20 protein-coding genes are annotated in these 24,109 nt (G+C 69.1%); 11 read left to right on the forward strand and 9 right to left on the reverse strand.

The window, feature by feature from the left end; all coding sequences use genetic code 11:
* Positions 1-38: 38 nt before the first annotated feature.
* Entirely contained in the window at positions 39-935 is an 897-nt protein-coding gene (locus K6V06_RS07305) for an Abi family protein (protein WP_222241615.1), read from the forward strand.
* 215 nt (positions 936-1,150) lie between these two features.
* Here the strand turns inward: K6V06_RS07305 and K6V06_RS07310 are convergent, their stop codons facing one another.
* Entirely contained in the window at positions 1,151-1,861 is a 711-nt protein-coding gene (locus tag K6V06_RS07310; protein ID WP_222241617.1) for a phosphoribosyltransferase, read from the reverse strand.
* Positions 1,862-2,057: 196 nt separating this feature from the next.
* Between K6V06_RS07310 and K6V06_RS07315 the strand changes: the two genes are divergently transcribed.
* Positions 2,058-4,232 carry a TonB-dependent siderophore receptor gene (locus tag K6V06_RS07315; RefSeq protein ID WP_222241619.1) on the forward strand — a complete coding sequence of 725 codons (2,175 nt, stop codon included), beginning with the start codon at positions 2,058-2,060 and terminating at the stop codon, positions 4,230-4,232.
* Between the two features lie 127 nt (positions 4,233-4,359).
* On the opposite strand, the gene K6V06_RS07320 is transcribed toward K6V06_RS07315, so the two are convergent.
* Both K6V06_RS07320 and K6V06_RS07325 read right to left on the reverse strand, forming a co-directional pair.
* Complete coding sequence (locus K6V06_RS07320; protein ID WP_222241621.1) at positions 4,360-5,589, reverse strand: MFS transporter; 1,230 nt, start codon at positions 5,587-5,589, stop codon at positions 4,360-4,362.
* 117 nt (positions 5,590-5,706) lie between these two features.
* Positions 5,707-6,651 carry an AraC family transcriptional regulator gene (locus K6V06_RS07325; RefSeq protein ID WP_255581675.1) on the reverse strand — a complete coding sequence of 315 codons (945 nt, stop codon included), beginning with the start codon at positions 6,649-6,651 and terminating at the stop codon, positions 5,707-5,709.
* Between the two features lie 181 nt (positions 6,652-6,832).
* Here K6V06_RS07325 and K6V06_RS07330 point away from each other — a divergent pair, with 181 nt between their 5' ends.
* On the forward strand, positions 6,833-7,564 hold the full coding sequence (locus K6V06_RS07330) for an SDR family oxidoreductase (protein WP_222241622.1): 732 nt from the start codon (positions 6,833-6,835) through the stop codon (positions 7,562-7,564).
* A gap of 13 nt (positions 7,565-7,577) precedes the next feature.
* Complete coding sequence (locus tag K6V06_RS07335; protein ID WP_222241624.1) at positions 7,578-8,075, forward strand: carboxymuconolactone decarboxylase family protein; 498 nt, start codon at positions 7,578-7,580, stop codon at positions 8,073-8,075.
* A 24-nt stretch (positions 8,076-8,099) separates the two neighbouring features.
* Here the strand turns inward: K6V06_RS07335 and K6V06_RS07340 are convergent, their stop codons facing one another.
* The gene (locus K6V06_RS07340; protein ID WP_222241996.1) at positions 8,100-9,569 is read right to left on the reverse strand and encodes a sensor histidine kinase; all 1,470 of its coding nucleotides are present in this window, start codon (positions 9,567-9,569) and stop codon (positions 8,100-8,102) included.
* 308 nt (positions 9,570-9,877) lie between these two features.
* On the opposite strand from K6V06_RS07340, the gene K6V06_RS07345 reads away from it, so the two are divergent.
* Positions 9,878-10,786 (forward strand): DMT family transporter, encoded by a 909-nt coding sequence (locus tag K6V06_RS07345; protein WP_222241626.1) that lies wholly within the window; start codon positions 9,878-9,880, stop codon positions 10,784-10,786.
* A gap of 292 nt (positions 10,787-11,078) precedes the next feature.
* On the forward strand, positions 11,079-11,567 hold the full coding sequence (locus K6V06_RS07350) for an HU family DNA-binding protein (RefSeq protein WP_222241628.1): 489 nt from the start codon (positions 11,079-11,081) through the stop codon (positions 11,565-11,567).
* Positions 11,568-11,891: 324 nt separating this feature from the next.
* Here the strand turns inward: K6V06_RS07350 and K6V06_RS07355 are convergent, their stop codons facing one another.
* On the reverse strand, positions 11,892-12,686 hold the full coding sequence (locus K6V06_RS07355; protein ID WP_222241630.1) for a GntR family transcriptional regulator: 795 nt from the start codon (positions 12,684-12,686) through the stop codon (positions 11,892-11,894).
* 80 nt (positions 12,687-12,766) lie between these two features.
* On the opposite strand from K6V06_RS07355, the gene K6V06_RS07360 reads away from it, so the two are divergent.
* The gene (locus K6V06_RS07360; RefSeq protein ID WP_222241632.1) at positions 12,767-13,600 is read left to right on the forward strand and encodes an enoyl-CoA hydratase/isomerase family protein; all 834 of its coding nucleotides are present in this window, start codon (positions 12,767-12,769) and stop codon (positions 13,598-13,600) included.
* 24 nt (positions 13,601-13,624) lie between these two features.
* Positions 13,625-14,884, forward strand: a complete 1,260-nt coding sequence (locus K6V06_RS07365; RefSeq protein WP_255581676.1) for a CaiB/BaiF CoA-transferase family protein — start codon at positions 13,625-13,627, stop codon at positions 14,882-14,884.
* Between the two features lie 20 nt (positions 14,885-14,904).
* Here K6V06_RS07365 and K6V06_RS07370 read toward each other — a convergent pair whose 3' ends face one another.
* From K6V06_RS07370 to K6V06_RS07380, 3 genes are all read right to left on the reverse strand, one after another.
* Positions 14,905-18,033 carry an efflux RND transporter permease subunit gene (locus tag K6V06_RS07370; RefSeq protein ID WP_222241634.1) on the reverse strand — a complete coding sequence of 1,043 codons (3,129 nt, stop codon included), beginning with the start codon at positions 18,031-18,033 and terminating at the stop codon, positions 14,905-14,907.
* 13 nt (positions 18,034-18,046) lie between these two features.
* Positions 18,047-19,258 (reverse strand): efflux RND transporter periplasmic adaptor subunit, encoded by a 1,212-nt coding sequence (locus K6V06_RS07375; RefSeq protein ID WP_255581677.1) that lies wholly within the window; start codon positions 19,256-19,258, stop codon positions 18,047-18,049.
* Between the two features lie 64 nt (positions 19,259-19,322).
* On the reverse strand, positions 19,323-20,828 hold the full coding sequence (locus K6V06_RS07380) for a TolC family protein (RefSeq protein WP_370637414.1): 1,506 nt from the start codon (positions 20,826-20,828) through the stop codon (positions 19,323-19,325).
* 249 nt (positions 20,829-21,077) lie between these two features.
* On the opposite strand from K6V06_RS07380, the gene K6V06_RS07385 reads away from it, so the two are divergent.
* From K6V06_RS07385 to K6V06_RS07395, 3 genes are all read left to right on the forward strand, one after another.
* Positions 21,078-21,842 (forward strand): sulfite exporter TauE/SafE family protein, encoded by a 765-nt coding sequence (locus K6V06_RS07385; RefSeq protein ID WP_222241638.1) that lies wholly within the window; start codon positions 21,078-21,080, stop codon positions 21,840-21,842.
* Positions 21,843-21,922: 80 nt separating this feature from the next.
* Entirely contained in the window at positions 21,923-22,537 is a 615-nt protein-coding gene (locus K6V06_RS07390; protein WP_222241640.1) for a YigZ family protein, read from the forward strand.
* Positions 22,534-22,833 carry a 2Fe-2S iron-sulfur cluster-binding protein gene (locus K6V06_RS07395; protein WP_222241642.1) on the forward strand — a complete coding sequence of 100 codons (300 nt, stop codon included), beginning with the start codon at positions 22,534-22,536 and terminating at the stop codon, positions 22,831-22,833. Before K6V06_RS07390 ends, K6V06_RS07395 begins: the two co-directional genes overlap by 4 nt.
* Here K6V06_RS07395 and K6V06_RS07400 read toward each other — a convergent pair.
* Positions 22,830-24,098 (reverse strand): PHB depolymerase family esterase, encoded by a 1,269-nt coding sequence (locus K6V06_RS07400; RefSeq protein ID WP_255581679.1) that lies wholly within the window; start codon positions 24,096-24,098, stop codon positions 22,830-22,832. The two genes, K6V06_RS07395 and K6V06_RS07400, sit on opposite strands and share 4 nt — an antisense overlap.
* Positions 24,099-24,109: the final 11 nt, after the last annotated feature.

Raw genomic sequence — 24,109 nt, forward strand, 5'->3', positions numbered from 1 at the left:
TGACTGTCGGAATCAAGCCTAAACTACATCGCAACTCAATGTCGAACACGACCGAATCAGTGCCGCAAGCCGCCGAACAGGAGGCCATCGTCACTGACGCTACGATCGCCGGGTTCCTTAACACAGTAGGTAAGCCCAGGCTGGATCCCTATCGGACGTTCTTTCGTTGCTCGTCCGAGCGCGAGCTGCTCGGCGCTTACCTTTGGGGTCAAGCAATCGCGGCCGCGTTCACACCCTTGGTCTCCACGGTCGAAATCGTTCTGCGGAATGCGGTCCACCGGGAGGCGTCCTTATTCTCCTCGAAGGGCGCTAGTACCTCACACCCTTGGTACGACTACACCAGGTCGGATGCGTTCAGGATACAAGGCAAATCCAAAGATAAGATAACGGCGCTTCTCTACGATCACCGGCCGGGTTCAGCGCCGCTGCGGAAAGCGGTGCAACCTGCGCCTGACCAGGTTGTAGCGACGTTATCCTTCGGCTTTTGGCCGGCTTTCTTGGAGAGCCTGAATCAACGAGAACGGCCGCGATTGCTCACCAACATTTTCTCCCGGCATCCCCACAGCACTCCCAAGCACTGGAGTGAAGCGTCCAACGTGGCGAAGCTCGTCAATACCCTGAAAAAGGTCCGGGATTTGCGAAACCACATCTCGCACTACGAGCCCGTCTGGAAGCCACATAGGCTGACGGGAAGCGAGCCAAATTGGACACACTCTGTTGGAAGCCTAAAGAACTTGCACGCCGAAGTTCTTGACACACTGGGGTGGTGCTGCAGCGCTACGCCGCAAATCTACAGAGCTGCTCACGGGGCACGATATTTCAAGCGGCTCTGCTCTACCAACGCTGTGCGGGTCTTCATGAAGGATGCGATATCTGCGGTTCAAATTGAACCGCTGCCCCTCATTCCTGCACTTGCGCAGGCCAGTGGAGGATGACTGGGGGCCCCCTCCCTTCGGCGCCAGAGCTGTTGCCGGTGGCTTAGTGCCCCAAAACACTGCATACAACTTCCACGTTGTATTTGGGCTTTACAAGCGCTGGCTTTTATCTGGATCTCTTTCCCCAACGTCCCGTGCACCTCCGGCGCCGACTATCAGTCTGACTGGGCTGGCGGCGCAAGCCGCCCGGCGCTCGAGATGGCAGTACGAACGCCTCATGCCCCCTCGGCCCCCCGTCCCGACTCTCTCATCAGACCCATCACCTCCTCATCTGTGGTCTGGTCGAAGTCGTCATAGAACGCCCCCACCGCGCCAAACCCCGGCGGCACCAGCAGACTGATGCAGACGTCGGCGGACTGGCGCAGGCTGTCCAGTCCTTCCTGCGACGCTACCGGGACGGCGGCGACCACGCGCCGGGCACCGGCCATGCGTGCGCTTTCCAGCGCGGAGCGCATGGTGGCTCCGGTGGCGACGCCGTCGTCCACGACGATGACGGTGCGCCCGCGCATCGCGGCCACCGGCGCCCCCTCGCGATAGCGCTGCTGCCGCCGGGCCAGTTCGACCAGCTGGCGCTCACGCTCCAGCGCGAAGGCCCCGCTGTCGCGTAGCCGCTGGCTCCAGGCGTCTTCGTTCACGACGGTATGGCAGACGCCTGGGGTATCGGTTTCCACGACGGCCCCCAGCGCCAGTTCCGGATAGCCCGGCGCGCCGATCTTGCGCACGAGCAGGATGTCCAGCTGGCCGTTCAGTGCCCGCGCCACCTCGAAAGCCACTGGCACGCCGCCGCGCGGCAGGGCGAGCACCAGCGGCCCGGCGCCGGCCGCGCCGCCGCTGCCATAGCCAAGCTGCGCCAGATGACGGCCCAGATGGATGCCGGCCTCGCGCCGGTCGGCGAAGGTCGACGGGAAGGTGGACCGGTCAGTCATTGGCGTCCTCGCTGAAGCCGCGCCGTCATCGGCGGATGGGCCGTGCATGCGGTTTCCCCGGCCGCGGCAAAGGTGATGCCACCAATTCATATTTGGCTTTGCAGGGTTGTCACATGCCGTTACAATGCGAACGCTTTTGAGAATCATTCGTATTTAATTTTGCTTCGACAGCGTCCCCAAGAACTATAGGATGACCATGAAGACACTGCCCGTTTCCTGCTCCCCGCTGCGACGCCGACGGCGTGGCAGCCGCCTCTCGGTACTTGCGCTCGGCCTGCAGGCGGCGGGGCTGAGCTGGGCGCAGCAGGCGGACCCCCAGGCCATTGCGGCCGAATTGCCGGCCGTCACCGTGCGGGCAGGCGGCGACGAGACGGCGACGGGGCCGGTGATCGGCTTCGTCGCCGACCGCAGCGCCACCGCGACCAAGACCGATACGCCGGTCATGGAAACGCCCCAGTCCATCACGGTCATCACGCGCGACCGCATCGAGGCGCAGGGCGCGCAATCGGTGCAGCAGGCGCTGAACTACACCGCCGGCGTCCGTGCCGGCCTCTATGGCAACGACAATCGCGGCGACTGGGGACGGTTTCGCGGCGCGGATTTCACCCAGTACCAGGATGGCCTGCTCAACCAGGTGGGCTTCTACAACAACGTCCGCACCGACGTCTACGCGCTGGAACGGATCGACGTGCTGCGCGGACCGTCGGCGATGCTGTTCGGCCAGGGCGCGGTCGGCGGCATCCTGAACCTGGTCAGCAAGCGCCCGCAGCGCGAGACAGCGCGCGAGATCGGCGTGCAGTTCGGGAACCATGACCGCAAGCAGGTACAGGCCGACCTGACCGGCCCGCTCGATGCGGAGGGCAAATGGCTGTACCGGCTGGTTGCGCTGGCGCGCGACAGCGGTACCCAGGTCGACTATGCCGACGACAATCGCTACCTGATCGCCCCGTCGCTGACGTGGCGGCCGAACGCGGATACCTCGCTGACGCTGCTGGCCAACTTCCAGCGCGACGACAGCAATACCACCGCGGGCTTCCTGCCGTGGCGCGGCACGCTCTACGGCAACCCCGCGGGCCAGATTCCGACCGGCTTCTTCGTCAGCGAGCCAGGCTTCGACCGCTTCCGCGCGGAACAGGCGGCGATCGGCTACCAGTTCGAGCACAAGGCCAGCGACACGTGGACCTTCCGCCAGAACCTGCGCTACTCGCACAGCAAGGTGGATTACCGCAGCATCTATGCGGCGGGCTTCAACGGCGCCAATCACGGCTGGGTACCGGGCAGCGACACGCTGCTGGCGCGCACCGTCTACTGGAACAAGCCGACGCTGCGCTCGCTGACGGTCGATACCCAGGCGCAGGCGAACTTCGTCACCGGGGCGGTGCGGCACACGGTGCTGGCGGGCATGGACTACCAGCACGCGGCGACCGACGGCAGCCAGGGCACGGGAGGCAGTGCCGCGCCGATCGACGTCTTCAATCCGGTCTACGGCAATTACGTCATGCCGACGCTGCGGGCGCTGAACGAAAGCAAGCAGATCCAGACCGGGGTCTATCTGCAGGACCAGCTGGAGTGGAACAAATGGCTGCTGATGCTGGGCCTGCGCCACGACTGGTCCCGCGCGGCGCAGGACAACACGCCGTCCGCCTCGCGCGACGATAGCGAACTGACCAAGCGCGCCGGCGTGATGTACCGCTCGGACTTCGGCCTGAACCCGTATCTGAGCTATTCCGAGTCCTTCCAGGGCCAGGCGGGCTTCAGCCTGGCGGGCCAGCCGTTCAAGCCGTTGCGGGGCAAGCAGTGGGAAGCCGGCCTGAAGTACAAGGTGCCGGGCCAGAACGCAACCGTCACGGCGGCGGTGTTCGACATGCGCGAGGAAAACCGTCTGGCCAGTGGCGTGGTGAACGGCGTAGCGGACCGGGTACAGATTGGCGAGGCCCGCACGCGCGGCTTCGAGATCGAGGCGCTGGCCTCGCTGCGCAACCGCATCGACCTGGTCGCCAGCTATACCTACCTGGATCCGAAGGTCATCGCGGGCAGCCCCGGACAGGCGGGCCTGCGGCTTGCCAGCATCCCGTCGCACATGGCTTCTCTGTGGGCGGGCTACCGCTTCACGCTGTTCGACCGGCCCGGCTTCACGGTGGGCGGGGGCGTGCGCTACAACGGCCCCAGCTACGATGGCACGGACAACAGACGCGTGGGCGGCGTGACGCTGTTCGACGCGCTGCTGGCCTACGACCACGGGCCGGTGCGGGTGGCGCTGAACGTCAACAACCTGTTCGACCGCGAGTACATCGGCACCTGTCTTGCGCGCGGCGATTGCTATTTCGGTGCGCGGCGGACCGTGGTGGGCAGCGTGACCTATCGTTTCTGACCTTGGCAGTCGGCGCCGCCCGCGAGGCGCGCCGGCTCCCTACCCCTTATCGACACGGGCAACCTGGACGAAGCCTGCTTGCGCCCCCTCGGGGGCGCTTTTTTTGGGTTCATCGCGGCATTCCGCCTCAGGCGGCGCCCCGCGCCTCGTTCGAATCCGTGGCGTCGGCAGCGGCCGCCGTCGCGGGCCGCTCGGGATAGCGCGCGATCAGCGCCAGGCTGGACAGGCACAGCAAGGCCATCGATACGCCGACGGCGCCAAGCCCTGCCGTCACGAGAAACGGCGCGGTCAACTGGATCGCCAATCCGCCCACGGCGAGCAGCGCCAGCACCATCAGGGCCGACGCCCGGCCCATTTGCGCTGCCGGCACCGCCAGCGCTTCACTGAACGCGGTCGGCCCGCGGATGCCCAGCACCGCGCAGAAGCCGGTCCAGAACACCAGCAGCCCGGCGAAATGCAGCACGCCGCCATACCACGCCGCGCACAGCAGCACGCAGAGCAACGCATGCAGCGCCGCGCCGAGGCGGATCGCCGCGCGGGCGCCGAGCGCGCGATGGACGCGTCCGGCCTGGCTCGCCGCGACAATGAAGCCGGATACACCGCACACCTGCGCGATCGCGAAGCCCGCGTCGCCTACCCCGGACAGCAGCGGCAGGACCTGCGGGGCGCTGGCGACGAAGGTGATCAGCGCGGCGAAGGACAAGGCGTGCGACACCGACAGACGCAGGAAGCGCGCGTTCGACAGCAACGCGCGGTACGCGGTCACGGCACCCTGGCGATCCGGCCCCTGTTCGCCCGGCAGTGCCGCCGGCGTCGCCCGCAGTGCGAACGGCGCGGCGATGAGGCCAATCGCACCGATGATGGCGAAGGTCGCCCGCCAGTCGACCACCAGCAGCAGCGCGGTACCGAGCACCGGACCGGCGGCCGGGATGATGGCCTCGATCATCGAGATCGCGGCAATGCCCCTCACCCCATCCTGCTCGGGCAGCGTGGCGCGCACCACCGTGGGCACCACGACGGTGGAGGCCCCGGCAGCGATGCCCTGGATCAGGCGCAGCACCAGCAGCACCGACAGGTCCGGTGCCACCGCGCAGCCGAAACTGGCCAGCACCAGCGCGCCAAGGCCCGCCGCGACGCAGCGCTTCGGCCCGAACCAGTGCAGCAGCTCGCCCCACACGAGCTGCGATACCGCCAGCCCGACCAGGAAGATGGCGATGGTCATCTGCGCCTGGCTGACCGACAGCGCGAGCCCGCTCTGCATCGCGGGGACGGCCGGCAGGTACAGATCCATGGCGAGCATGCCGGTGGCCGTGATCGCGGCGAGCGGCAGGATGGTGGCAATCGTTCCGTGGGACAAGGCGGCTCCTTCATCGAGGCGGGCCACCGCATGCGGCCCGCCTGGGGGCGCCATGTTAGCGGAACGCCGGACTTCTCCCAACACCCTGGCGCACTTTCCGGCGGGGATGGCAAGCACTCAATGGCTGGCCCTTGGCATGCCGATGGTGCGCAGCACCGCCGGGGGATGCAGGGCGAACGCCTCCTTCATCGAGCGGGTCTCTTCGCCGGGACTGCGGCCGAACTGCCGCTTGAACTCGCGGTTGAACTGCGACGGGCTTTCGTAGCCGACCCGGGCGGAGGCCGCAGCAGCGGTCAGCCCGTCCCGGATCATCATCAGCCGCGCCTGATGCAGCCGGATGGACTTGATGTACTGGATCGGCGAGGTGCGCGTGACGGCCTTGAAATAAGTGTGGAACGCGGCGACGCTCAGGCCCGCATCGCGCGCCAGTCCGCCCACGTCGAGCGGCTCCGGATAGTTGGCGTGGATGCGGCGCAGGACGCGCGAGACGCGGCCGAACTGCCCGTGCTGCCCGAGCGCGGCACGGATGGCGCCGCCCTGCTCGCCGATCAGCACGCGATAGCACAGCTCGCGCACCAGTGCCGGACCGAGGACCCTGGCCTCCACCGGGGAATCGAGCGCTTCGAGCAGACGCAGCGCGGTGTTCTGCATCGGCTCGTCCAGCGGGGTGGACACGATGCCCTGCGGGGCGGCCGCCGGGTGCATGCCTTCCTCGGCCAGCGCGATCACCAGGTCGGCGATGGCGGTCATGTCCAGGCGCACCGCGAAGGCGAGCATCGGTTCCTCCGGGCTGGCGTCGGTTTCCGAGGAGAACGGCAACGGCACCGACAGCACCAGGTAATGCTGGGCGTCGTACCGGTAGACCTGTTCGCCCAGATAGCCGCGCTTGCGCCCCTGGCTGACGATGACGATGCTCGGTTCATAGAGCACCGGCGTGCGGCCGATGGGCTGGTCCGAGCGCAGGAACCGCACCCCGTCCAGCAAGGACTCGGTATAGCCCTGCCGGGGGGCCAGCCGCAGCAACAGCTCGTTCATCCGTCGTTCGGTGGCGGCAGACGTCATGCATTGCTCCGTTCCAGGGGAATGGCCGCATCGTACATGGAGCGGCGGCGGCTCGCGCGCGCAGGGGGGCAGCCGAAATAGGATTAGGCAATCAACGTGGAGGAACGCACCTGCCCCGCCGCGCCGGTGCCGCCTAGCATTCGGTTCAAGCAGTCCCCCCTTAACCGAACAAGGAACAGCCATGTCGACGATTGCAGAGAAAGTCATCCTGATTACCGGCGCCAGCAGCGGCATCGGGGAGGCCACCGCCCGCGTACTGGCGAAGGCCGGCGCCACCGTCGTGCTGGGCGCGCGCCGCACCGAGCGCCTGCAGGCCCTGGCGGCGCAGATCGAGGAGGAAGGCGGCAAGGCGCGCTACCGGCGCCTGGACGTGACATCCCGGGCCGACATGCAGGCCTTCGTGGACGAAGCGGTGGCGGCGTACGGCCGGGTCGACGTCATCGTCAACAACGCCGGCGTGATGCCGCTCTCGCCGATGGCGTCGCTGAAGGTCGATGAGTGGGACCGCATGGTGGACGTCAACATCAAGGGCGTGCTGTACGGCATCGCCGCGGTATTGCCGCTGATGAACCGCCAGGGCCATGGGCAGATCATCAACATCTCGTCGATCGGCGGCCTGTCGGTGGTACCGACGGCGGCGGTCTATTGCGCCACCAAGTACGCCGTGCGGGCCATCTCCGAGGGCCTGCGGCAGGAGAACGACAGGCTTCGCGTGACCTGCGTCTATCCGGGCGTGGTGGAGTCGGAGCTGGCCGATACCATCACCGACGCGACCGCGGCCGAGGCGATGAAGACTTACCGCCAGATTGCCCTCAAACCCGATGCCATCGCCAACGCCATCGCCCATGTCATCGCGCAGCCGGCCGATGTGGATACCAGCGAAATCGTGGTGCGGCCGACGGCCAGCGCGTAGGGAGGGGCCGGCGATGAAGAACCATGCTGTCTTCTCCTTGCCGACGGCGGCCGTTGCCGCGGCCCTGCTGGTGCCCGTGCTGGCGGCCACGCCGTTGCCATCCAGCGCGCAGACCTTGCAGGACCGCCTGCAGCGCGGCGAGGCGACCGTGCTGCGCCTGAACGAGGGCCAGCCGCAGCCCAATCTGGAGCGGATGCGGAGCGAGTTTCCGTTCCTGGCGGAGGCGACGCAGGCCTACGCGCTGGGCGACGTCTGGTCGCGTCCGCAACTGGACGATCGCACCCGGCAGCTGGCGGCGGTCGCGGCGTTTGCCGCGATGGGCGACACCGCCTTCATGAAGATCCACGCCGGATATGCGCTCAATGTGGGCGCCAGCGAGGACGAATTGAAGGAGATCCTCTACATGGTGACGGTGCCGGCCGGGTTTCCGAAGGCGATCCGGGCGTCGCAGGCGCTGTCCGAGCTGTTCGCCGAGCGGCGCGCGGCCGGCGCGGGCGGCGCTGGCCGCTAAGCCGCGGCGGTGCGTTGCAGTGGGTCAGATGCCAGCGGCGCGCGGCATGGCGGCGCCGACATCGCCCCTGCCGTCCGCATCGTCGCCGGCGGCTCGGTCCAGCGACTCGGTGGCCGCCGGCATGGCGGGCAGATAGAGCGTGAAAACGGTATGCCGGCCCGGCACCGACTCGCAGCCGATGCGGCCGCCGAAGGCTTCGAGCACGCGCCGGCAGAAGGCCAGGCCCATGCCGTTGCCGCTACCCTGCGGCTTGGTGGAGAAGAAGGGGTCGAAGATGCGCGGCAGCACGTCCGGCGCGACGCCATGCCCGGCGTCGCGGACATGCACCCGGTAGTGCCCGCCCCCGGCGCTCCCCGAGATATGGATGGCGCCGGCGGGGTTGCCGGACATCGCCTGCAACGCGTTCTTGATGAGGTTGAACAGCACGTAGACCAGCAGCGAATCCGAGCCGCGGAAGCGCCAGCTGGGCGCGATCGGATGCACGATCACCCGTTCGCGCTCGCCCGGGCGGAATGGATAGCGCTCCACCGCCGCGCCGACGCATTCGGCCACCCCGACCGGCACGAACGCGGCACGTTCGAGCCGCTCCAGCGTGATGGACGCCAGCGCCATCTCGATCACCGTCTGCGCGCCGTCCACCTCCTGCCGCACCGCGTCCGCCATCTCGTGCAGGCGCGCGGCCTGCCCGGGACGCAGCGTATCCTCGACCAGCCCTTCGCGTACCGCCGCTTCGTACCCGTGCAGCAGCGCGGGCAGCGAGGCGCCGATCTGCTGGGTCTGCATGCGGATGGTGGCCAGCGGCGTGCGCACCTCGTGGGCGACCGTGGCTGCCAGCGAGTAGGGATGCATCAGGTCGTAGCGCACGATCGACAGCGCGATGATGCCCAGGCTCACCGCAATGAAGACCACGCCAGGCGGGTAGAACGCCTGGCCGTAGTTGACCGCATAGTCGACCGCCGCGCAGGCATACAGCGCCAGCGCCAGCAGGCACAGGCTCAGGCGCTGCCGCTTCTCGCCCACGGCCTGCGCGCGGGCGGTGGTCAGCAGCCAGCCGCTGCGGCCGGCCAGCAGCACGGTCTGGGCGACATGCAGCGGATGCAGCAGTCCCGCGCGCGGATAGTCGCCGAAGAAGTACGCGTAGTGCCCCGCGACCACCAGATCGCTGCTCAGCAGCAGCACCGCCAGCCCGAGCGACAGCATGTACGACGCCAGCAGCCAGCGGCCCTCCTGGCGCGCCTGCACCACCTCGCAGATGAACTGGTAGAAGGTGGTGGGCAGGAACAGGATGAACAGGTAGCCCACCCGCACCAGCAACGCCGCGACCTCGGCATGGGTGGTCTGGAACAGGAAGGCCCAGGTGCCCTGCCACGCGAAGGTGGTTGCGCAGACCAGGAAGAACGTCACCGACAGCCGGGTGATGCCGCGGGTCACCAGCACGTAGAGGCCGTACCCGAGGAAGACTGCGGAGACGAAGGCGGGAAGAAGAGCGTACAGGGCTTGCATGGTCGGCTGCGAGGTTCCCCGGTCGATCGGGCGCGCCGGCGTGGTGGCGGGCCGGCGGTCGGAATGCGCTGAATGGTATGCCTTGCACCGGCTTGCCGTGCATATTTCGATTGCAGACAGAGCTTATCGGCGCTGAAGACGGCTGCCTACCGCCCGATGGAAGGGGCCGCACGCGGGGCAGCGCGAGACGCCGGCGAAGTACGGGAATCGTCGTGGCATTGCATAATTCGCCCCTGCGCCCGGCGAACCGCCGCGGCTGGCCGGCGCCCGCCAGAACGAACTTCCGGAACCTCCCTCGCATGTCGCTCCCCTCCTCCACCCGGCGTCACCCCGACTGGCTCACCTTGTTCCTGCTGGCGTTCCCGCCGTTGAGCTGGGCCGGCAATGCCATCGTCGGGCATATCGCCGCAGGCGCGGTACCGCCGATCACGCTGAATTTCCTGCGCTGGGTGCTGGCCGGCCTGCTGCTGACGCCGCTGGCCTGGCGCGAATTCCGCGCGCATGCCGCGCAGCTGCGCCAGCACCTCGGGCTGATCGTGCTGCTTGGCATCCTGTCGATCGCCAGCTATAACGCCTTGCAATACCTGGCGCTGACGACCTCGACGCCGATCAATGTCACGCTGATCGGCGCGTCGATGCCGCTGTTCCTGCTGGTGGTCGGGGTGACCCTCTTTGCCGAGCCCGTGCGCGGCAAGCATGTCGCCGGCGCGCTGCTGTGCCTGGTCGGCGTGGGCTTCGTGCTGCTGCGCGGAGACCTGGCCCGGCTGGCGCAGTTCGATTTCGTGCCGGGCGACCTGTTCATGCTGGCCGCCACGCTGGCGTGGAGCGGCTATACCTGGCTGCTGCGCAAGCGGCGTCCGGACCTGCCGCTGATCACGCTGCTCTACGCGCAGATTCTTGCCGGGGTCGCGGTCAGCGTGCCGTTCGTCGCGTGGGAGCTGCTCAGCGGCGGCGGCCAGATCGTCTGGGGCTGGAAGACCGCCGGCATCCTGACCTATGTCGCGACGGTGCCGTCGCTGCTGGCGTACTTCGCCTGGGACCGGGCGGTGGCGCGCGCGGGCGCCCAGTTGCCGGTGTTCTTCGTCACGCTGACGCCCGCCTTCGCGGCGATCCTTTCCACGCTGCTGCTGGGCGAGTGGCCGCACTGGTATCACGGTGCGGGACTGGCCGCGATCATCGCCGGTATCTGGGTAGCACAGCGCGGTTGATCGGCGACGGCCCGCTTCGATCGCCCTCCCGCTACCTCCGATGGCAGCGCTTGCAGCTTTCGCGCGACACATTTCGGGGGCCATAGGGCCATTCGGCGAAAAAACCCCTTGAAAATAGGCACCGATTCGTGGTTTTGCTATTCTGTGCGCGGCGTTGGAGGGCTGGCTTTCACCCGCAAGGTTGACCGGTCCCGATGGTCCCGATGGCCCTGCGGTCGCGATTTTCGATATCCGATGGTTCGACAATCCGATCGTCCGGCGCTCTCACTCTGAACCTGTTCACGATATCGACATGGCTACCAAAGCGAATTCGACCGCGAAGACTGCTGCAACCAAGACCGCCGCCAAGGCTCCTGCGAAGAAGGCAGCGCCGGCCAAGACCGCTGGCAAGACCGCCGCCAAGACCGCGGCCAAGAGTGCGGCACCGGCCAAGGCCGCAGGCAAGACCGCCGCCGCGCCGGTGGCCAAGCCGCTGAAGGACACTTTCAACAAGTCCAGCCTGGTGACCCACCTGGTGACGGAAACCGGCCTGGATTCCAAGACCGTCAAGACCGTGCTGGCGCATCTGGAAAACGCCATGGTCGGCTCGCTGCACAAGAAGGGCGCCGGCGAGTTCACGCTGCCGGGCCTGCTGAAGGTGACCGCGGTGCAGGTGCCCGCCACCAAGAAGCGCTTCGGCAAGAACCCGTTCACCGGTCAGGAACAGTGGTTCCCCGCCAAGCCGGCATCGGTGCGCGTCAAGGTCCGCGCGCTGAAGAAGCTGAAGGACGCGGCGCTGTAAGGCGCGCGTCGGCGGTTCATGCCCGCGTCGGCTGTCCCGGACACCGGACGGCAGGATGCGGCAGTCGCCCAGGGGCTGGGTCCTGTGTTGCGCGGGGCCCGGCCCTTTTGTTTTTGCTTCAGGCGGCTCTATGTGAAACGAAGAATGCGCCGCATGGGAAGGGTTCGCAGATCCCTGCGCGTGTCGCAGACGAGATAAGCATAGGCAATGTCGCCGCGCACCTCATGGAGGATGCGGTTCACGCCCGAAATGCCCTGGCGGTACTGAAGCAGATCCAGGGCAGCAAGTTCCGGGGGAATCCCGCGTGTTGAGCTGGCCGTTTCGCTACCTGCATTCACGGCCGACAACCTGCGCCTTCTTCTCCAGCGCATGTTCCCGCATCAAGGTCTCCACGGTAGCGGCATCGCGCGCCAGCAGCGCGGCGACGAACGCATCGTGCGCGGCGACGGCGCGGCGCCATGAGGCGGTGTCCAGGTTCGAGCGATACCGCAGGTTCTGCACGCGCAGGTTCAGCCGGCGGTGGGTATCGGCCAGCGCATCGTTGTGGGCCGCGGCGCTGACCGCCAGGTGGGTGCCCATGCTGGCCTCGTAGTAACGCCCGATATCCCGGGCCCGATAGGCGGCTCGCATACTGCGGTGCAATGCCGCGATGCCGTCCAGTTCGGCGTCGGTGGCGCGCTCGGCCGCCAGCCGGCCGGTCAGCCCTTCCAGCACGGCCAGCACATCGAAGATATCCGCCACTTCCTCCGGCGACATGGCGACCACCTGCGCGCCCCGCTTGGGCAGCAGCTGCACCAGTCCGTCCGCGGCAAGCACGCGATACGCCTCGCGCAGCGGCGTGCGCGATACCTGCAGCCGCTCGCATAGCTCGCGCTCGTTTAGCCAGACGCCCGGCACCAGGGTGCCGTCGATGATGAGTTGGCGCAGCCGTTCCGCGACGTTCGCTGCCAGCGTCCCGCTGCCCTCCGCTGGCGAGCTGTCCGCGCTTCCAGGGGTGCTCGATCCTGCCGTGCGCCGGCCTCGCTGACCCTGGGGCAGCACGGGCGGCAACGCGACCCCGAGGGCCAGCTCACGCTCCGCATCCGCAGCCGGCGTGTCTGTAGCGTGGGGGTTAACCATGGTGCGATCTCCCTTGGAACGACGCCATTCCTGTCATATGGTATACCAAATCAGCCACCGATCCAGAGGACGCTCGCCCCATGCCAACCCTGCCCGAGACCGCCGTGCCCGAGACCGCCGCGCCAGCGTCGTCGACCGACGCACCCCTGCTGGTGCTGCGCGAAGACGCCATTGCCACCGTGGTGCTGAACCGGCCGGAGAAGCTCAATGCCTTCACGCTCGCCATGTGGCAGCGCCTGGGCGAGGTGTTCGAGGAGCTGGGCGCTGACCCGGGCGTGCGATGCGTCATCGTGCGCGGCGCCGGCGAGCGCGCCTTTTCGCCGGGCAACGATATCGGCGAGTTCGCCGTCGCGCGCGGCAATCGTGCCCAGGCGATCGACTACGGCCGCGTGATGCACGCCACCGCGCAAGCGATGCTGGACTGCCCCCATCCCATCGTCGCGCAGATCCACGGCATCTGCGTCGGCGGCGGGCTCGAAGTGGCGGCGATGGCGGACATCCGCATCTGTGGCGAGAGCAGCCGCTTCGGCGCGCCCATCAAGAACCTGGGGCTGGTGATGGCCTACCCCGAGATGGCGCCGCTGATCCGGCTGATCGGCGAATCGCGCACGCTGGAGCTGCTGCTGGAGGGCCGCATCATCGGCGCGGCCGAGGCGCATGGCATGGGGCTCGTCTCCCGGGTCGTGCCGGACGACGGCGTCGCCGCCGAAGCGCTGGCCACCGCGCAGCGCATCGCCAGCGGCGCCCCGCTGGTGGCGCGCTGGCACAAGAAGTTTGCGCGGCGCCTGGCGGCCGGCACGCCGCTGTCGCAGCAGGAGCTGGACGAAGCGTTCGACTGCTTCGATACGGAGGATTTCCGCACCGGCTACCGCGCCTTTCTCGACAAGCGCACGCCGCAGTTCCAGGGCCGCTGAACCAACCCGACATCCCATCCGACGATGCAGAGCCAATCCTCACCCAACCCCTCCCCGCCGGCCGGCGCGCTCGCCGGCATGCGCGTGCTCGAACTGGCGCAGATCATGGCCGGCCCGACCTGCGGCATGATGCTGGCCGACATGGGCGCCGACGTGATCAAGATCGAGAAGACCGAGGGCGGCGACGATGCCCGCGGCTACCGCGATCCGCAGATCAATGGCGTCTCGGCCCCGTTCCTGATGCTCAACCGCAACAAGCGCGCGATCGCGCTGGACCTGAAGTCGGAGGCAGGCCGTGGCGTGCTGCTGCGCATGGTGCGCGACGCCGACGTGCTGATCGAGAACTTCCGCAACGGCACCATGGAGAAGCTGGGGCTGGGCTACGAGGCGCTGTCCAAGATCAATCCGGGACTGATCTACTGCGCCATTTCCGGCTATGGCCGCAGCGGGCCGGCCGCGGACAAGGGCGGCTTCGACCTGATCGCGCAAGGCTTCACCGGCCTGATGTCGATCACCGGCGAGCCGGGCGGTCCGCCGCTGCGCACTGGCAATTCGATCGCCGACATCAACGCCGGCATTCTTGCCGCGGTCGGCATTCTGGCGGCGTGGCAGCACCGGCAGAAGACCGGGCGCGGGCAGATCGTCGAGACCTCGCTGATCGAGGCGGGACTGCAGCAGTTGTACTGGCATGCGGCCATTCATTTCGCCACTGGCGAGTCGCCGGGGCCAAGCGGCTCGGCGCACGTGCTGGCCACGCCGTACCAGGCGTTTGCCACCCAGGACGGTCACATCATCGTCGGCGGCGCCAACGAGAAGAACTGGGAGCGCATCGCCCAGGTGCTGGGCCGGCCGCAGTGGCTGGAGGATGCGCGCTACCGCCGCAATGCCGACCGCATGCGCAACCGGGATTCGCTGCTGCCGGCGATGGCCGCGATCCTTGCCACCCGTCCTTCGGCGCACTGGCTGGCCGCCTTCGACGAGGCCGGCGTGCCGGCCGGGCCGGTCCATACCGTGGGCGAAGCGCTGTCGCATCCGCAAACCCTGGCCCGCGGCATGGTAGTCGAGCAGCAGCATCCGCAGGCAGGGCCGATCCGTACCATCGGCCTGCCGATCCGGCTATCGGAAACGCCGGCGCGCTACCACCGCCCCTCGCCGAGGCTGGGCGAGGATACCGTCGCGCTGCTGGCCGAGTGCGGGTATGACGAGGCGCAGATCGCGTCGATGATCGACAAGGGCGTGGTCAAGACCGTGGACGGCACCGAAGCGGCCGGGGGCAGCCGCTAGTCCCCCGCCGCTCGCGCACGCTACATCGCCGCCGGTTCGTGGCCCGCAGCGGACGGCTGCGGTGCCGCCTCGCCCGGTTCGCTGGCCGGGCTGCGCCGCGCCATCCACTCATACAGCGTGGGCAGCACGATCAGCGTCAGCAGCGTGGCGGTGACCAGCCCGCCAATGATGACGATGGCCAGCGGGCGCTGGGTTTCCGAGCCGATGGCGCGCGACACCGCCATCGGGAACAGGCCCAGCATCGCCAGCAGCGCGGTCATCAGCACCGTGCGCAGCCGGTCCATCGAACCGGTCACCACCGCCTCGCGCAAAGGCAGTCCCTGCTGCCGCAGCTGGTTGAAGTACGACACCATCACCACGCCATTGAGCACCGCCTGGCCGAACAGCGCGATAAAGCCGATCGCGGCCGACACCGACAACGGCGTGCCGGTCAGGAACAGCGCGAACACGCCGCCGACCAGCGCGAACGGGATATTGGACAGGATCAGCGCCGCGCTGCGCACCGACTGGAAGGCCTGGAACAGCAGCAGGAAGATCAGCAGCACCGACAGCGGCACCACCACCGCCAGCCGCGCCATGGCGCGCTGCTGGTTCTCGAACTCGCCGGACCACGCGATGGTGGCGCCCTGCGTATCGACATGCTGGCGCACCTGCTGCTGCATGTCGCGCACCACGCTGCCCATGTCGCGGTCGTGGATGAAGATGCCGATCGAGGTGGTGCGCTGGCCGTTTTCGCGGCTGATGTTCATCGCCCCCGATGCCGCGCGGAACTGCACCAGCTGCGACAGCGGCACCTGGGCGCCATCGGCCGTCGACATCAGGATGTTGGGCAGGCTCGGCAGCGCGCGCTCGCCCGGGCGCAGCCGTACCACCACGCTGAAGCGCCGCTCGCCCTCCCACATCTCGGTGGCGGCCTTGCCGGCCAGCGCGGTTTCCATCACCTCCTGCACGTCGGCGACATTGATGCCGTAGCGGGCCGCCTCGGCGCGATCGAAATCAAGCACGTACTGCGGCAGCTCGCCGTCGCGGTCGATGAAGGCGCGCATCACGCCCTGCACGGGCTTGACGCTGGCGAGCACCTGCTGGGCGACGCGCCGGTTCTGTTCCAGGTCGTCGCTCTGGACCTTGATGACCACCTGGCCCTTGATCTGGGAGATGCTCTCCAGAATGTTGTCCCGCACCGGCTGGGAGAAGTTCGGCTCGATGCCAGGCAGCTGGCGCAGGCGAGCGTCGATCTCGCCGATGATGCGGCGCTTGTTCATGCCCTTGCGCCAATCCTGCTCCGGCTTCAGGTCCACCAGGATCTCGACCGTGTTCATCAGCTTCGGGTCGGTGCCGTCGTCGGGCCGGCCAACCTTGGAGATGGTCGAGCGCACTTCCGGCGTCTCGCGTATCGCGCGCCGCAGGCGCGCGGCCTGCTCGCGCGCCTCGTCGGTCGAGACGGACGCGGGCAGGTCGAAGCTGACCCACATCGAGCCCTCGTCCAGTTCGGGAAGGAACTCGCTGCCCAGCAGCTTGCCCACGCCGGCGGTCACCACCAGCAGCGCGGCGCAAGCCGCCGCCACCGCGCGCTTGTGATCCAGTGCCCAGGCCAGCGCCGGCGCATAGGCCCGCTTGCACAGGCGTACCAGGGTGTTGTCGTCGTGCGCGATATTGCGCCGCAGCAGCAGGTAGCACAGCAGCGGCACCACCGTCAGCGACAGGATCAGCGAGCCGACCAGCGCGCCGCTGACGGTCCAGGCCATCGGCGCGAAGATCTTGCCCTCGTGCCGCTGCAGCGTGAAGATCGGCAGGTGCGCCGCGATGATGACGACCATCGAGAAGACGGTCGGCCGCCCCACTTCGATCGCCGCGCCGGCGATGGCGCGCAGGCGGGAGCGGCCGTCTCGGATCTGCTGCGCATCGAGCTGGCCGAGCCGGCGGAAGATGTTCTCGACCACGATCACCGCGCCATCGACGATGATGCCGAAGTCCAGCGCGCCCAGCGACAGCAGGTTGGCCGGGATGCCAACGAAGGTCAGGCCAAGGAAGGTCGACAGCATCGCCAGCGGAATCACCAGCGCCACGATCAGCGCGGCGCGGATGTTGGCCAGGAACAGGTACAGCACGGCGACCACCAGCAGCGCGCCCTCGACCAGATTGCCGAATACGGTATGCAGCGTCTTGCCGATCAGGTCGGCGCGGTCGTAGTAGGGCTCGATCCGCACCCCGGGCGGCAGGATGCCGTCGTTCAGTTTCTCGATCTTCTCCTTGAGCGCCTCCAGCACGATGGACGGGTTCTCGCCCTTGCGCATCACCACGATGCCCGAGACGATGTCCTCCTCGTCGTCCTGCGCCATCAAACCCTGCCGCGGCGCGGCGCCCACGCGCACTTCCGCCACGTCCCGCACCAGGATCGGCGTGCCGCCCACCTCCGCCACGACCACTGCGCCGATATCGGCGGAGCTGCGGAAGCTGCCGACCGAGCGCAGCAGGAACTGCTGCCGCCCATGCGCGACCGCGCCACCGCCGGCATTGGCATTGCCGCGCTCCAGCGCACTGAACAGCTGCGCCAGCGAGACATTGGCGTCGCGCATCCTGGCCAGGTTGGGATTGACCTCGTACTGCTTGATGGTGCCGCCCATGGTGACCAGATCGGCCACGCCGGGCACCTGGCGCAGGTTCTTCTCGACCACCCAGTCCTGCAGGGTGCGCAGCTCCTGGGCGCTCTGGCCGCGGCCGGAGAGGCGGAAGCGGTAGATCTCGCCGATGGCGGTGGACAGCGGCGCCAGGTCAGGCTGCACCCCTTCCGGGAGATCGACGCTGCGCAGCCGCTCCATGATCTGCTGGCGCGCCACCAGATCGGTAGCCTTGTCATTGAAGGTCACCATCAGGTACGACAGGCCGAACTGCGTGTGCGAGAACACCCGCACCGAGTTCGGCGTGCCGGCCAGCGCGGTTTCGATCGGAATGGTGACCTGCCGCTCCACCTCCTCCGCCGCGCGGCCGGGGTACAGCGTGATGACGTTGACCTGCACGTCGGAGACGTCCGGGAACGCCTCGATGGGCAGGTTCTTGAAGGCGTACAGCCCGCCGGCCACGAACAGGGCCAGCGCCAGCCAGACCAGCAGGGCCTGGTGCAGCGCGAAGTTGACGATGCGCGAGATCATGATCGGGCCGGTCTCAATGGGACACGTCGGCGCGGGACACGCCGGCGGGGGACTCGCCTGCGGCCGGCTGCGGGCGCGGCTGTCCGGCAGCGAGCGTATCGGGGGCGGCCACGGACGCGTCCATCTGTGCGCTGCGCAGCAGGTCCTGCAGATAGAGATTGCCGTCCGTCACCACCTCGGCTGCGTCCTGCAGCCCCGCCTTGACCTCGGTGATGCCGCCCACGGTCACACCCGGCTGGATCTCGCGCCGCTCGAAGCGGCGCTCGCCCCGGCGCACGAAGGCATAGTGACGGTTCTCGACCAGGTAGACGGCCTTGTCCGGCACCGCGGTGCCGGTGATCGCCTCGGCTTCCAGCCGGGCGGTGACGAACATTTCCGCCTTCATGCGCCGCTCCGGGTTCGGCACGTCCAGCCGCACCTTGACGCTGCGTGCGGCGGGATCGACGAAGTCGGCGATCTTGACCACCGTGCCGGCGAAGCGCTCGCCGGGATAGGCCGCCGATTCGATCTGCACCTGGCCGCCGCTGCGCAGCAGCCGCAGGTCCGCCTCGTTGGCGTCGATCTGCGCCCACAGCCGGCTGGGATCGGTGATCAGGAACAGTGGCTCGCCGCCCTGATCGGGCCGCACCTCCATGCCGGGGTTGACGTTGCGCGCCACCACCAGCCCGGCGATGGGCGCGCGCAGCACGAAGCCCTCGGCGTCGGGGTCGCCAGCGGCGTGGGTGCCACCGGTCTGCCGCAGCACCGCTTCGGCACGGCGCCGCTCCGCATCGGCGCGTGCCGCTTCGGCCTGAGCCAGATCGAATTCCTTGCGGGCAATGATGCCGGCGTCATGCAGCTCGCGCTGGCGCGCCAGCGCACGCGCGGCCAGCTCCGCGTCCGCGCCCGCCTTGCGCGCGTCCGCTTGCGCAGCGCTGAACTCGGGCGAGGCCAGCACCGCGAGCGGCTGGCCGACCCGGACCGTGGATCCGGGTTCGGCGAGGATGGTGGTGACACGGCCGGCAAAGGGACTGCCCACCCGGGCGGTACGGTCCTCGTTCCACATCAGCCGGCCCGGCAAGGCAAGCGAGCGTGCCGCGCCCTGGCGGACCGGTTCGACGCGGATGCCGGCCATCGCGCCCGCGGGCAGCGTGATGCTGGCGCCCTCGACCACGGGGGCCTGCGCGGGCGGCGCTTCATGACGTTCGCAACCGGTGAGCAGCAGCGCCGCGGCCAGTACAGCCATCAAGGGCACCCTCAGCCAGCCAGCAGCGCGGCCGGTCATATCTGAGGTCGTCGCGGCGATCGGATCAGCGGTCGGAGGCATCGGCAAGGGCATGAATTGCATGGACTGGGGCAACGTCGTCGGACGCGCCGGAGGATCGAGGGTAGGAGGGGTCGAAGACCACGGAGGAGGCGGCACGGGTTGCCGCCAGGTAGGCCGACAGCGCACTGGCATGCGCGCCGCGCGCCGCGATGGCATCGAGGCGCGCCTGGCGCAGCGCGCGCCTGGCATCGAGCAGATCGAGCACGCCGGTAGCGCCGCGCGAGAAGGCCAGCTCGGCATCGGCGCCGACCTGCTCGGCGGCGGGCAGTACCGCGTCGCGCATCTGCTGCCATGCGCGCGCGGCGGCATCGAGTGCGGCGCGCAGCCGCGCGATATCGTTGCCGGCCTCGAGCATCACACGGTTGCGCTCCTCCAGCGCGGTGTAATAGTCGGCCTCCGCGCGCGCCAGCTCGCCGTCGTTGCGGTGCCGGACCATCAGCGGAATCGAGACGAACACGCCGAAGCTGTTGCCGCTGCCCTGCTGGTTGCCGCCGTTGACCGGATACCGTTCGACCTGCGCACCGACCGTAATGTCCGGCACCCGGCCAGCACGCGCGAGTTCGCGTGCCGACGCCGCGGCGCGCAGCCTTGCCTGCGCTGCTACCACGTCGGGACGCAGCGCGACCAGCTCGGCCGACTGCTCCTCGCTGGGCAGCGGCAGCACCGCGCCAGCATCCGGCCATTGCACTGCCAGTTCCATGCGGGACAGCGTGCCCTGCACGCCTGCCTGCCGGGCCAGCTCGGCCAGCTCCTCGGCGTGGCTGGCGCGGGCATCGCGCAGTTCCGCCTGGGCGCGCAGGCCGTCCAGCTCGATGCGGGTCAGGTCGGCCCGGGAAATGTCGCCGGCCTTCAGGCGCAGCCGGTGCGCCGCCGCGGAACGCTCGTACAGTTCCAGCGCCTGCTCCAGCGCGGCGACGCGCTCCTGGCCGATGGCCGCCTGGTAGAAGGAGCGCTCCAGTTGCGCGATTTGCTGCACGGCGGCAGCCCCGGTTTCCGCGCTGGCCGCTTCCCGCCCCGCACGCGCGGTCTTCACGCGCAGCGGCGCCTTGCCCGCTGTCTCGATCTGCTGGTCCACGCGCAGCACGGAATCGACCGCCTTGCGCTGGAGCCCGCCGGGACCCATGCCGGCGTGCGGGTTGATGTTCTCGACGCCGACGCTCAATACCGGGTTGGGACGCTGCCCGGCAATCGCGATGTCAGCCTCGCTCTGCTGCTCAGCCGCGCGGGCCAGACGCAAGGCCGGATTGCAGCGCAGGGCCAGCGCGCGCAGCTCGGCCAGCGTCATGGTGCCCGAGGCGGGCGCGCGACAGGCGAGCGCCTCGGCAGCGGGTTCGGCCGCGAGTTCGGCTGCGGCAAGGCCTGCGGCGGCCCCTGGGCCGCTGGCGGCAAGGCAAGCCAGCAGCGCCAGCAGGGGTGCCGGCCGCTTGCGCAGGGTCGCCCGCCAGTGCCCGCGCTGACCTGGCCAGGGGAAGAAGGGACGGTTGATCAAGTGTGTTCCGCTTGCGCCGGTTCGGGGATCGATGCACGTGGCGGCTGGCCGGCAAGGCCGCGACGTTCATGCAGCCGCTCGCTGCATGGCGGCATTTGAGCGAAGGCGGATTTCAGCTGGCTTTCAGAAGGTTGACACTTGGCTTGCAGTGGCGCCCCTGCCACGAGGGGAAACCCGAGCAATGTTTTATGATGGATACTTTGCCCGCTCCGCGGCGCCCCCGCCTGCACCGTCCCCGCCGCAACTCCGATGCCTGATATCCATTGGCTGCCCGCCCTGCTTACCCTGCTGCTCGGCGGCGCGCTTGGCGCGCTGGGGGGACTGTTCGGCATCGGCGGCGGCCTGCTGGCCATTCCCGCCCTCGGGATGCTGTACGGCATGGACCAGCAGCTGGCGCAGGGCACCTCGCTGGTGATGATCGCGCCCAACGTGCTGATCGGCTTCTGGCAGTATCGGCGCCGCGCCAATATCGCGCTGCGCACGGCGGTGGTGCTGGGCCTGTCGGCAGTCGCGGCCACCTATGTCTTCGCCCGCCTGGCCACCGCAATGGACCCGGTGCTGCTGCGGCGCATCTTCGCCTGCTTCATGATCGGCATGGCGCTGTACTTTCTGTGGCGGCTGTTGCCGGGGCGCGCGGTGCCCGTCGAGCAGCGCCGGCTGTCGGACCGCTGGTTGCCCGCGGTCGGCGCGGTCGGCGGCGCGTTCTCGGGTTTTTTCAGCGTCGGCGGCGGCGTGATCGCCGCGCCCGCGATGGTCGGGCTGTTCGGCATGCGGCAGGCCGAGGCGCAAGGGCTGGCGCTGGCGCTGGTCACGCCTGGCGCGGTGGTCGCGCTGGGCACCTACGCCCATGCCGGCCACGTGGACTGGGTCAGCGGCATCCCGCTGTCGATCGGCGGCATGCTGACGATCTCGTGGGGTGTCGCGCTCGCGCACCGGATGCCCGAGCGGCGCTTGCGGGCGATGTTCTCGGTCTGCCTGATCGCCACCGCGGTGGTCATGCTGATCCGCGGCTAGCGCTGCCCGACCTTCCAGGCCGGCCGGGCGCGGTGCTCGCGTTACACTGACCGGCTCCATCCCTTTCCTGCCGTTTCGCCTTGCCCACCTACACCCTCGCCGCTGCCGTCCAGGCCGAGATCGACATCCGCAAGAGCCGCTTCCTGGCCCTGGCCATCCCGGTGGCCGACCGCGAGGAGGCGATGCGCGTGCTGGCCGCGCTGCGGGCCGACCATGCGACGGCGACGCACGTCTGCTGGGCGCTGCTGGCCGGCGGGCAATCGGGCATGTCCGACGACGGCGAGCCCTCCGGCACGGCGGGGCGGCCGATCCTCGAAGTGCTGCGCCATCACGAACTCGACGGGGTGCTGGCCGCGGTGGTGCGCTACTACGGCGGCATCAAGCTCGGCGCGGGCGGGCTCGTGCGGGCCTATACCGATGCCATCGCCGCGGCGCTGAAGCTGGGCGAGCGAATCGAACGGATCCCCTTCGCGCAGCTCGACATCGAGGTCGATTACGCCGACGAGGACCGTGTGCGGCGCTGGGCCGAGCAGCACGGGTATGCCGTCGGCGAAGGCAGCTACGACATGCGCGTACGGCTGCCCGTGCGCATGCCCGCCACCGATACCGACGCGGCCGCCAGCACGCTGCGCGACCTGACCCACGGCAAGGGCATCGTTCGCCCCGCTGCCGACAACGAGCCGGACCGGGCATGAGCACGCCGACCAGGCCGGCGCTGCGCATCCGGCTGCATCCCTCGGGCGCGACCTTCGCTGCCGAGCCTGGCCAGTCCGTACTGGAAGCGGCGGCGGCGGCGGGCATCCGCCTGCCCAGTTCCTGCCGCAACGGCACCTGCCGCGCCTGCATGTGCCGGCGCCTGGCAGGGAACATCGACTACCGGATCGAGTGGCCCGGATTGAGCCTGGACGAAAAGGACGACGGCTGGATGTTGCCCTGCGTCGCCTGTGCCCGCACCGATCTGGAAATCGAGGCGAGGCCGCTGCCGGCCTAAGCCACCGCACGCCGGCCCGCGCCGGCTTCGGCCGCCACCGGTGCGGCGGCATCGAAGAACGCGAACGCCAGCCGCAGCGCGTCCGGTCCTGCCGGATCGGCGTATGCCTGCGATGCGGGGCCACCGCTCCAGGCGTGCCCCATGCCATCGATCCGCACCAGCCGGACATACGGCCGACCGTCATGGCGCCAATCGAGCACGGTGATCGCCCGCCGCGTTCCGCGCTGGATCGTACGGGGCGCGCTCGCGCGCAGCGCGCTGCGCGCCGACAGCATCAGCCACAGGTTGACACTGGCCGCGGCATTGTCGAAGGCCACCACCCGGTCCGCGTCGCCATGCAGCAGCAACAGCGGCGGCGGCGTGCGCCCCGCCAGCCGCAATTGCAGCGCCTGCATCTGCGCGGCCGAGGGCTGGCCGATCGCGCCGCGCATCACGCGCGCCGCTTCGGTGGCGTTGCTGGCCACATGCGGCACGGCGCCGGAGTGCGAGCCGACCGCCGCGAAGCGGTCCGGATAGCGCAGCGCCATGGTCTGCGCCATTGCCCCGCCCGCCGACAGGCCCAGCAGGTAGATTTCGCTGCCGCGCACCGGATACAGCGCGCCGACATGATCGACGATGGCCATCAGCAGCGACGCCTCCGCGGCCGCAATGGCTTCGCCGCGGAACCAGTTCCAGCAGCGATTGGGATTGGCGCGCGAGGACTGCTCGGGCAGCAGCACCATGCAGCCGCGCTGCCGCGCGAACGCCGCGGCACGGGTGCAGACGGCGAAGCTGCCCGCGTCCTGCGCGCAGCCGTGCAGCAGCACCAGCAGCGGCGCCGGTGCCGCGCGGCTCGGCTCCTGCGGCAGATAGAGCCGATAGTGGCGCAGCGTCAGCGGACTGCTCCCCCAGCTTCCCTCGATCCAGCGCCCGCCTGCGCGCGCGTTCGGTGCGGGGACCGGCGAGGCGACGCCGGAAAACGCGCGCCGCAGCGCCTCGGCCTGGGAGGAGGACGCGGCCAGCGCGGTGGCGGCCAGCCCTTTGGATGCCGAACGCTTGCGTCCCGGGGATCGGACGGGCCTGGTTGCCGTGGCGCTGGCCTTGGCCGCCGCCTTGGTCGCTGCCTTCGTCCCGTTAGCTGCGTCGGTCAGCGTGCGCGCGAGGCTGCGGCCGACCATCCGGTGCGCCCGCTCCAGCTGCCGTGCGGCGGTCTTGCCCAGGCTTGCCCATGAGGCGAGCGACGATTGCCGCCTGCCTGCGCGCTTGCGACGCGGCTTTTGTGCCATGCGCTTTTTCC

This window comes from Cupriavidus sp. AU9028 (assembly GCF_019795295.1).
Classification (GTDB): domain Bacteria; phylum Pseudomonadota; class Gammaproteobacteria; order Burkholderiales; family Burkholderiaceae; genus Cupriavidus.